Source organism: Cellulomonas rhizosphaerae, from assembly GCF_003470205.1.
GTDB lineage: Bacteria > Actinomycetota > Actinomycetes > Actinomycetales > Cellulomonadaceae > Cellulomonas > Cellulomonas rhizosphaerae.
In genome coordinates, this window is sequence record NZ_QWKP01000097.1 from 1 (window position 1) to 8923 (window position 8923).

Below are 8923 nucleotides of genomic sequence, written 5' to 3' on the forward strand. Positions count from 1 at the left end.
GCGGCGCCGCAGCAGGTGCGCGTGCGGCCGCAGCAGCGGGTCGGTGAGGATCCGCACGCCGCCCAGGTCGAGGACCAGGCTGGCGTGGCCGAGCCAGCGCACCCGCAACGTCACGGGCGCAGCCCGGCCGCGGCCGCCCAGCGCACGAGCTGGACGTGCACCGACTCGGCGCCGACGAGGATCTCGTCGTCCCCGACCGGCTCGCGCAGGTCGTCGTCGATCGCCCACTGCGTCGGGTGCAGCAGCAGCGCGTGGTTCTGCGCGCCGCCGATCCCGCCGTGCGAGCCGACCTGCCCCTCGAACGCGTGCACGTGCCCCTCGCGCGTCACGCGCGAGACGAGCAGCAGGTCTCCGGTGTTCGGCAGCCGCGCGGCGCGCAGGACGTCGGCCCGGCCGCGCGGCCCGTACCCGGCGAGCGGGTCCTCGCCTTCCGGCGGCGCGTCGCTCTCGAGCAGGACGAGCCCGCCCGCGCCGATCGCCACGAGCCCCCGCTCACGCGTGTCCACGACGACGACCCCGACCGACGCAGTCGCCGCGAGACCCGCGACGAGGCCCGGCCAGCGCTCCTGCAGGTCCTCGAGCGTCTGCCGCGCCGGCTCGCGCGGGAACCAGACGAGGCCCAGGTTGCCGGACCCGACGACGACCACGTCGGGCAGGTCGCCGCCCGAGCGGGCCCGCGTGGCCTCGGGCGAGGCGTCCGGACCCAGGACCGCACGCGTGCTGCTGAACGCGCTGTTCAGCAGTGCGTTGAGCGGCCCCCAGTCCTCGCCGCTGCCCGTGCTCACGCCATCGGTCTCCGGCTCCGCCATCAGGGCGCGCACGGTGTCGATCAGCGAGCGCCCCTCGACCTGCTCGAACGTCGCGCCGAGCGTCTGCCCGTGGTCGGACACGACGACGATCCGGTACGCGCGCGGCGCGACGGCCACCGCACGCTCGAGCACGTTGAGCACGCGGTCCAGGCCCTCGAGGGCGCGCAGCGACTCGGGCCGCGTCGGGCCGGCGTGGTGCGCGATCTCGTCGTAGTCGACGAGGTCGACGAAGATCGTCGGGTCGCCACGGACCACGGCCTCGGCGACGAGCGAGGTGTTCAGGTCACGCATCGCGACGTTGCTGAGGCCGCGCAGGACGACGTACCAGCCGGATCGGGAGATGCGCGGCAGGACGTCGCGGACGCGCTGGCGGCGGGCCTGGTAGAGCTCCTTGACCATCTCGCCCAGCGTCAGGCTCACGGCGCGAGCCAGGACGAAGGGGCTCGCGAAGAACCGCAGGAAGGCGGGTCCCGGTCCGAGCCCGGCGCCCGTGCCGTCCGGGCCGGGGGCGCGTGTGCGGCTCATGACGAGGAACGACGTCGCCGCGTCGCCGGAGAACATCGTCGAGACGGCGGTGCCGCCGCCCGCGAGCAGCCCGTCGCCCGTGGACAGCCGCTTCTCGACGAGCGCGGCGTCCTGCGGGTGGTTCGTCACGACGAGGCGGCCGAGCTCGCGGTCCCACCAGCGGAACGCGGGGATCGCGGAGGAGTCGCCGTGCAGGAGCCCGGCCTGGCTCGCGGGGGTCGTCGAGGGAATGCGCGCCCACCACGGCTCCAGGGTGTGCGTGCCCGCGTCGATCCACCGCTGCATCGTCGGCGCGAGCCCGGCCTCGATCGCCTCGCGCAGCACGGGCTCCGCGACACCGTCGAGCTGCACGACGAGCAGCCCCGCCTGCACCGACCCGTCGTCGGGGACCGCTCCGCGCGTGCGCCGCGCGTGCCGGCGCGCCCGGCGCAGGACGTCCGCGACCACGTACTCGCTGTCGTTCGCGCCCCACAGCCAGCGGCCGACGGCCATGACGACGCTCGTCAGGACCAGCACCGCGAAGAAGCCCCACGCCGAGCCCACGGAGATGCCGGGGAGCACGACGAGCGCGATCCACGCGGTCAGGACCTGGGCCAGGAGGCCGACGAGCAGCGCACCGGCCGCGCCAGCGGAGCGCGCGAGCAGGCGCATCGGTGCGCGCAGGACCAGGTCCCCGAACGCGACGACGGCCGCGGCGACGATCACGGGCCACGGTCCGGACACCCCGACGTCCTCGACCACGGCGATCGCGATGCCCAGCCCGAGTGCCGTGGTCGCCAACGAGACGAGCGCGTCGGCGACGTCCGCGAGCTCGGGGCGCCACCTTCCCCGCGTCCGGGGGCCGGGCGCCGGTGGAGTCATCGGCGCGGCGGCGCCTGGCGGCGCGTGTCGGCCCCCCAGCGCTGGGCGTCGGGGATGTCGAGCTCGTCGCACAGCGCGTGCCACACGAACCGCGGCTCGACACCGTCGTCGAGCGCCTGCACCGCCGTGCGGTGGTCGAGGCCCCCGAGCACCAACGACCGCGTCAGCTCGCGGCCGTGGGCGCTGCCGAGCACCTCGTCGACCAGCTGCCAGAACTCCCTGAACCTCACGGGGGTCAGCCTGCCACCTGTCCGGGGCGGATGTGGGCGGCGCCTGCGACGATGACCGCGTGGTGCTCGATCGCTTCTCCGCCCCGGCTCGGTCCTGGTTCACCGGCGCGTTCGCGCAGCCCACGGCCGCCCAGGAGGGCGCGTGGGAGGCGGTGAGCGGGGGCGAGCACGCCCTGGTGGTGGCGCCGACCGGATCGGGCAAGACGCTCGCGGCCTTCCTGTGGGCGCTCGACGGCCTGCTGACCGGACCGGTGCCCGACGAGCCGCTCGAGCGCTGCCGCGTCCTGTACGTGTCCCCGCTCAAGGCGCTGGCCACGGACGTCGAGCGCAACCTGCGCTCGCCGCTCGTCGGCATCCGGCAGGCGGCGACGCGCCTGGGGATCGAGCTGCCCGACGTCACCGTCGGGATCCGCACGGGCGACACGCCGCCGGCCGAGCGGCGCGCGTTCGGGGTGCGCCCGCCGGACATCCTCATCACGACGCCCGAGTCGCTCTACCTCGTGCTCACCTCGGGCGCGCGCGCCGGCCTGGCGGGCGTGCGGACCGTGATCCTCGACGAGATCCACGCGGTCGCCGCGACCAAGCGGGGCACGCACCTGGCCCTCTCGCTCGAGCGCCTCGACGCGCTGCTGGACCGTCCGGGCGGTCCGGGACCGGCGCAGCGCATCGGCCTGTCCGCCACGGTCCGGCCGGTCGAGGCGGTCGCGGAGTTCCTCGGCGGCACGCGCCCGACGACCGAGCGCGGGCGGCTCGTGCGCGTCGTGCAGCCGCCCTCGGACAAGCGGATCGAGGTGCAGGTCGTCGTCCCTGTTCCCGACCTGACCGAGCTCGGCGGCACGCGCACCGACGACCCCACGCCGGACCTGAGCGGCGAGGCAGCGGGCTCGTTCGTCCGCCCGTCCGTGTGGCCGCACGTCGAGGAGCGCGTCGTCGACCTCGTCGCCGAGCACCGCTCGACGCTCGTCTTCACCAACTCGCGGCGCGGCGCCGAGCGGCTGACCTCGCGCATCAACGAGGTCTGGGCGACGCGTCAGGGCCTCGACGTCCCCGACCCCGCCGAGCTGCAGCCCGCCGCGGTCCCGGCCCAGTCCGGCACGGCGGTGGGCGTCGACACGCGCGACGCCGCCACGATCCTGGCGCGCGCGCACCACGGGTCGATGAGCCGTGCCGAGCGCACCCGCACCGAGTCCGAGCTCAAGGCCGGGCTGCTGCCGGCGGTGGTCGCCACGAGCTCGCTCGAGCTCGGCATCGACATGGGTGCGGTCGACCTCGTGGTGCAGGTGGGCTCGCCGCCCTCGGTCGCCTCCGGGCTGCAGCGGATCGGGCGCGCGGGCCACCAGGTCGGCGCGGTCTCGCGCGGCGTGATGTTCCCGACCTTCCGCGGCGAGCTCGTCCCCGCCGCGGTCACGGCCCAGCGCATGCGCACCGGCCAGCTCGAGGCGCTGTCGGTGCCGCAGAACGCGCTCGACGTGCTCGCGCAGCAGATCGTGGCGATGGTCGCCGTCGAGGACTGGACGGTCGAGGAGCTGACGACCGTCGTGCGCCGCGCGGCCGGCTTCGCGCACCTCGGCGACGCGACGCTGCGCGCGGTGCTCGACATGCTCGCGGGCCGCTACCCGAGCGAGGACTTCGCCGAGCTGCGCCCGCGCCTCGTCTGGGACCGCGTGACCGACGTGCTGACTGCCCGGCCCGGAGCGCTGCGCCTCGCGGTGACCAGCGGCGGCACCATCCCGGACCGCGGGCTGTACGGGGTGTTCCTCGCGAACGGGTCGACGACGAGCGACGTGCCGGTCGACGCCGAGACCGCGGGCGGGCGCGTGCGCGGCGGCAAGCGCGTGGGCGAGCTCGACGAGGAGATGGTCTACGAGTCGCGCGTCGGCGACACCTTCACGCTCGGCTCGAGCACGTGGCGCATCGAGGACATCACCCCCGACCGGGTGCTCGTGACCCCCGCGCCGGGCGTGCCCGGCCGGCTGCCGTTCTGGAAGGGCGACTCCCCCGGCCGGCCCGCCGAGCTCGGGCGCGCGATGGGCGGCTGGGTCCGCACGGTCGCGCAGCTGCCGCCGGCGGAGGCGCGGGCCGAGGTCGAGGGCGTGGGGCTCGACCCCTGGGCCGCGGACAACCTGCTGACCTACGTCGCCGAGCAGCGCGAGGCCACGGGCGAGGTGCCGTCGGACACGACGCTCGTGCTCGAGCGGTTCCGCGACGAGCTGGGCGACTGGCGGATCGTGCTGCACTCGCCGTACGGCGCCCGCGTGCACGCGCCGTGGGCCATCGTCATCGGCGCGCGGCTGCGCGAGCGCTACGGCGTCGACGCGGCAGCGATGCACTCCGACGACGGCATCGTGCTGCGGCTCCCCGACATGCTCGACGTGGGGTCCGGCTGGTCCGACGAGCCCGTCGAGGACACCGACGACGGCCCCGCGATCGGGCTCGCGGACCTGCTGATCGAGCCCGACGAGGTCCTCGACGCGGTCCGCTCCGAGCTGGGCTCCTCCGCGATGTTCGGCGCACGGTTCCGCGAGGCCGCCAGCCGCGCGCTCCTGCTGCCGCGCCGCCGCCCCGACCGGCGCCAGCCGCTGTGGCAGCAGCGTCAGCGGTCCGCGCAGCTGCTGTCGGTCGCCGCGCAGTACCCGGACTTCCCGATCCTGCTGGAGGCCGTGCGCGAGTGCCTCCAGGACGACTTCGACACCGCGGCGCTCGTCGAGCTGATGCGCGACGTGAGCACCGGGCGCGTGCGCGTCGTCGAGGTCACCACGCGTCAGCCCTCGCCCTTCGCGCAGACGCTGCTGTTCGGCTACACCGCGCAGTTCCTCTACGACGGCGACGCCCCGCTCGCCGAGCGGCGGGCGGCGGCGCTGACGCTCGACCCGACGCTGCTCGCCGAGCTGCTCGGGCAGGGCGGCGAGTCGCAGCTCGCGGACCTGCTCGACCCGGACCAGGTGCTGCTCACCGAGGCCGAGATCAGCGGGCGCTCCCCGCAGCGGCAGGCGGGCACGCTCGAGCAGCTCGCCGACGCCGTCCGCCGCCACGGCCCGCTGACGGCCGACGAGCTCGCCGAGCGCGTGCAGCCCGACGTGCGCGACCAGGTGCCCGCGTGGCTCGAGCAGCTCGCCGGCGCCCGGCGGGTCATCTCGGTCCGGCTCGGCGGGGTGGCGCCCGGCCGGCAGACCCAGTGGGCGGCGATCGAGGACGCGGGCCGCCTGCGCGACGCGCTCGGTGTGGCGCTGCCAGTGGGAGTTCCCGAGGTCTTCACCGAGGTCGTGCCCGACCCCGTCGCGGACCTGCTGCGGCGGTTCGCGCGCACGCACGGCCCCTTTCCCGCGGCCGCCGCGGCCGCCAGGCTCGGCTGGGGCGTCGCCGTGGTCACCGACGCGCTGCGCCGGCTCGAGCGGTCCGGCGTGCTCGTGCAGGGTCGGCTGCGGCCGGACGTGCTGGGCGGCACGGGCGACGAGTTCTGCGACGCCGACGTGCTGCGGACGCTGCGCCGCAGGTCCCTGGCCGCGCTGCGCGCCGAGGTCGAGCCCGTCGAGCCCGCCGCGCTGGGCGTGTTCCTGCCGCGGTGGCAGGGCGTCCGGCCCGCATCCGCGCCAGGAGCGGCCGGGTCGTCGGCCACGGGGTCGCTGCGCGGGCTGGACGGGGTCGCGCGCGTCGTCGAGCAGCTCGCCGGCTGCGTGCTGCCCGCGTCCGCGCTCGAGACGCACGTGCTGCCGGCCCGGATCCCCGACTACTCCCCCGCGATGCTCGACGAGCTGACCGCCGCCGGCGAGGTGCTCTGGGCCGGCCACGGCCCGCTCGCGGGGCACGATGGCCTGGTCTCCCTGCACCCGACGAGCGTCGCCGACCTCACGCTGCCGCCGGTCGCCGAGCCCGGCCCCGACGACGCGACGTCGACCCCGCTGCACCGTGCGGTCCTCGCGGCGCTGCGGGGCGGCGGCGCGTGGTTCGTCGGCCCGCTCACCGAGCGCGTGCGCGCCGAGCTCGCTGCCCTGCTCATCGACGACCTGGCCGCCGCCCCGGACCCGACCGGCGAGCCGACGGGCGCCCTCGTCGGCCCGGGCGAGGTCACCGCCGCGCTGTGGGACCTGGTCTGGGCCGGCCAGGTCACCAACGACAGCCTCGCGCCGCTGCGTGCGTGGCTGGGCACCGGGTCGACCGCGCACCGCACGCGCTCGGCCACGCCCCGGTCCCGTGCGCTGCGCCCCCGGCTCGGCCTGCGCGCGACCGTCCGGCTCGCGGGCGCGACCGCGCCGGCCACGGGCGGTAACGGGGCGGCAGGAGGACGGTGGTCGCTGCTCCCCGGACGCGAGCTCGACCCGACGGTCCGCGCGCACGCGCTCGCCGCCCAGCTGCTCGACCGGCACGGAGTGCTCACGCGCGCGATCGCTCCGTCGGAGGGACTCGGCGGGAGGTTCGGTGACGTCTACCGCGTGCTCGCCGCGCTCGAGCAGGGCGGCCAGGTGCGCCGCGGCTACTTCGTCGAGCGCCTCGGTGGCTCGCAGTTCGCGCTGCCCGGCGCGGTCGACCGGCTGCGCATCGACGCCCAGGTGGTCCAGGCCGCGGCGGAGCGGACCGCCGACGGGCTCGGCGGCGACGAGCGCGCAGGCAGCGTCGCCGCGCACACCGTCGTCCTGGCTGCGACCGACCCTGCCAACCCGTACGGTGCCGCGCTCGCGTGGCCGGACCCCCCGGCCGACCGGATCGCCGAGGGTGGCCGGCACCGGCCCGGGCGCAAGGCGGGCTCGCTCGTCGTGCTCGTCGACGGCGCGCTCACGCTGTACCTCGAGCGCGGCGGCCGGACCGCGCTCTCGTTCACGGACGCGGAGGGCGCCCTGCACGCCGGGGCGCAGGCGCTCGCGTCGACGGTGCGCACGCGTCACGTCGGGCGGCTGACGATCCACCGGATCGACGGCGCCGAGGTGCTCGCCGGGGGCGCGCTGCACGGGCCGGTCGGCCGCGCGCTGGTGGCGGCCGGCTTCACGACCACACCACGTGGTCTGCGGCTGGGGAGCTCCTGAGTGCCCGAGGGCGACTCCCTGCGGCGGGCGGCCGCGCGGCTCGACCTCGCGCTCGCCGGCCAGCGGCTGACGCGCGCGGACCTGCGCTGGCCGTCGGTCGCGACCGTGGACCTGGTCGGCGCGACCGTGCTCGGCACCGAGCCGTACGGCAAGCACCTGCTGACCAGGTTCGACGACGGGCGCACGCTGCACACCCATCTGCGGATGGACGGCACCTGGCGCGTGGCCGAGACCGGCACCTCGCGTGCCGCGGCCCGCGCCCCCGACATCCGGGCTGTGCTCGGCACCCCGCGGTGGACCGCGTTCGGGCGGCTGCTGGGCATGGTCGACGTGGTGCCGACGACGCAGGAGCACACACTCATCGGCCACCTGGGCCCGGACATCCTCGGGGCGGACGTCGACGTCGACGAGCTCCTGCGCCGGTGGGCCGCGGCCGGCGCGAGGCCCGTCGCCGAGGTCCTGCTCGACCAGCGGGTCGTGGCGGGGCTCGGCACGATCTACACCGCCGAGTCGCTGTTCGCGGACCGGATCTGGCCGTGGACGCCCGCGGACCAGGTCGCCGACCCCGAGCACCTCCTGCTCGTGGCGCGGACCCAGATGCGTCGCTCGGTGCGCGGCGACGTGCGACCCGGCAAGGTCCACGGGCGGCTGCGCCTGCCGTGCGCGCGCTGCGCGACGCCGATCGCGGTCGGCACCGCGAACGAGCCTCCACGCGAGCGGCCGATCTTCTACTGCCCGCGCTGCCAGCCACGGCCGTGAGGCACCCCTCCGGTGAGCACGGACGACGACGGGCCGCCGACCCGGAGGTCGACGGCCCGTCGTTGCAGCGTTGACTCAGCCGATCGGTGCGAGCTCGGCCCGCGTGCGTGCCCACCCGGCATCCACGCCGCCCTCGAGCGACGCTGCCAGGTCGATCGGCACGGTGTCCGGGATGAGCAGACCTTCGGTGACTGCGACGCGGTCGCTGACCTCGCGCAGGATGAGCGACATCGGGACGTCGAGCGCCTCGCAGATGCTGTGCAGCAGCTCCGACGACGCCTCCTTCTGCCCGCGCTCGACCTCACTCAGGTACCCGAGCGATACCCGTGCGGCCGACGAGACCTCACGCAGGGTCCGCCCTTGACGCTGCCGCGCGTCCCGCAGCACGTCGCCGATCTCTCGACGGAGTACGACCATCGGGGCTCCCCCTCTCGCGTCTGTCCGGTTTACCACAGCCATGCCACCGTACCGTGCCCCACCCACACGAGGGGTGGTAGGACGCGACGGCGGACGAGTGTTGATCACGGTGCTTGCAACGACCAGCCTGCCCCGCGTGTTCCCCGCAGCGCGCGGGCACAGGGTGATTCTCAGCCACGTCTCAGGTCGCGGCGCGGGGCGATCGGGTGACCTGCACGATCGCGAGGTCGATCACGGCGTCCACGGAGGCCTCCCGGACCGCGGACCGGTCGCCGTGCACGTGCAGCTCGAGCGACTCGTCGGC

Annotated in this window: 5 protein-coding genes; 2 read left to right on the forward strand and 3 right to left on the reverse strand. The window is 76.0% G+C overall.

The features are described 5' to 3' along the window. Positions 1–110: 110 nt before the first annotated feature. Positions 111–2195 (reverse strand): alkaline phosphatase family protein, encoded by a 2085-nt coding sequence (locus D1825_RS02015; protein WP_118765824.1) that lies wholly within the window; start codon positions 2193–2195, stop codon positions 111–113. Further along, the gene (locus D1825_RS02020; protein WP_118765825.1) at positions 2192–2425 is read right to left on the reverse strand and encodes a DUF3046 domain-containing protein; all 234 of its coding nucleotides are present in this window, start codon (positions 2423–2425) and stop codon (positions 2192–2194) included. Before D1825_RS02020 ends, D1825_RS02015 begins: the two co-directional genes overlap by 4 nt. 59 nt (positions 2426–2484) lie before the next feature. On the opposite strand from D1825_RS02020, the gene D1825_RS02025 reads away from it, so the two are divergent. Both D1825_RS02025 and D1825_RS02030 read left to right on the forward strand, forming a co-directional pair. Continuing rightward, positions 2485–7443 carry an ATP-dependent helicase gene (locus D1825_RS02025; protein ID WP_118765826.1) on the forward strand — a complete coding sequence of 1653 codons (4959 nt, stop codon included), beginning with the start codon at positions 2485–2487 and terminating at the stop codon, positions 7441–7443. Next, entirely contained in the window at positions 7444–8202 is a 759-nt protein-coding gene (locus tag D1825_RS02030) for a DNA-formamidopyrimidine glycosylase family protein (RefSeq protein ID WP_118765827.1), read from the forward strand. Between the two features lie 75 nt (positions 8203–8277). Here the strand turns inward: D1825_RS02030 and D1825_RS02035 are convergent, their stop codons facing one another. Beyond that, on the reverse strand, positions 8278–8619 hold the full coding sequence (locus tag D1825_RS02035) for a helix-turn-helix domain-containing protein (RefSeq protein ID WP_118765828.1): 342 nt from the start codon (positions 8617–8619) through the stop codon (positions 8278–8280). Positions 8620–8923: the final 304 nt, after the last annotated feature.

Excerpts from the sequence above, each read along its gene's own strand:
- D1825_RS02015 (WP_118765824.1), bottom strand. The coding sequence starts at position 2,195 with ATGACTCCACCGGCGCCCGGCCCCCGGACGCGGGGAAGGTGGCGCCCC.
- D1825_RS02035 (WP_118765828.1), bottom strand. The coding sequence starts at position 8,619 with ATGGTCGTACTCCGTCGAGAGATCGGCGACGTGCTGCGGGACGCGCGG.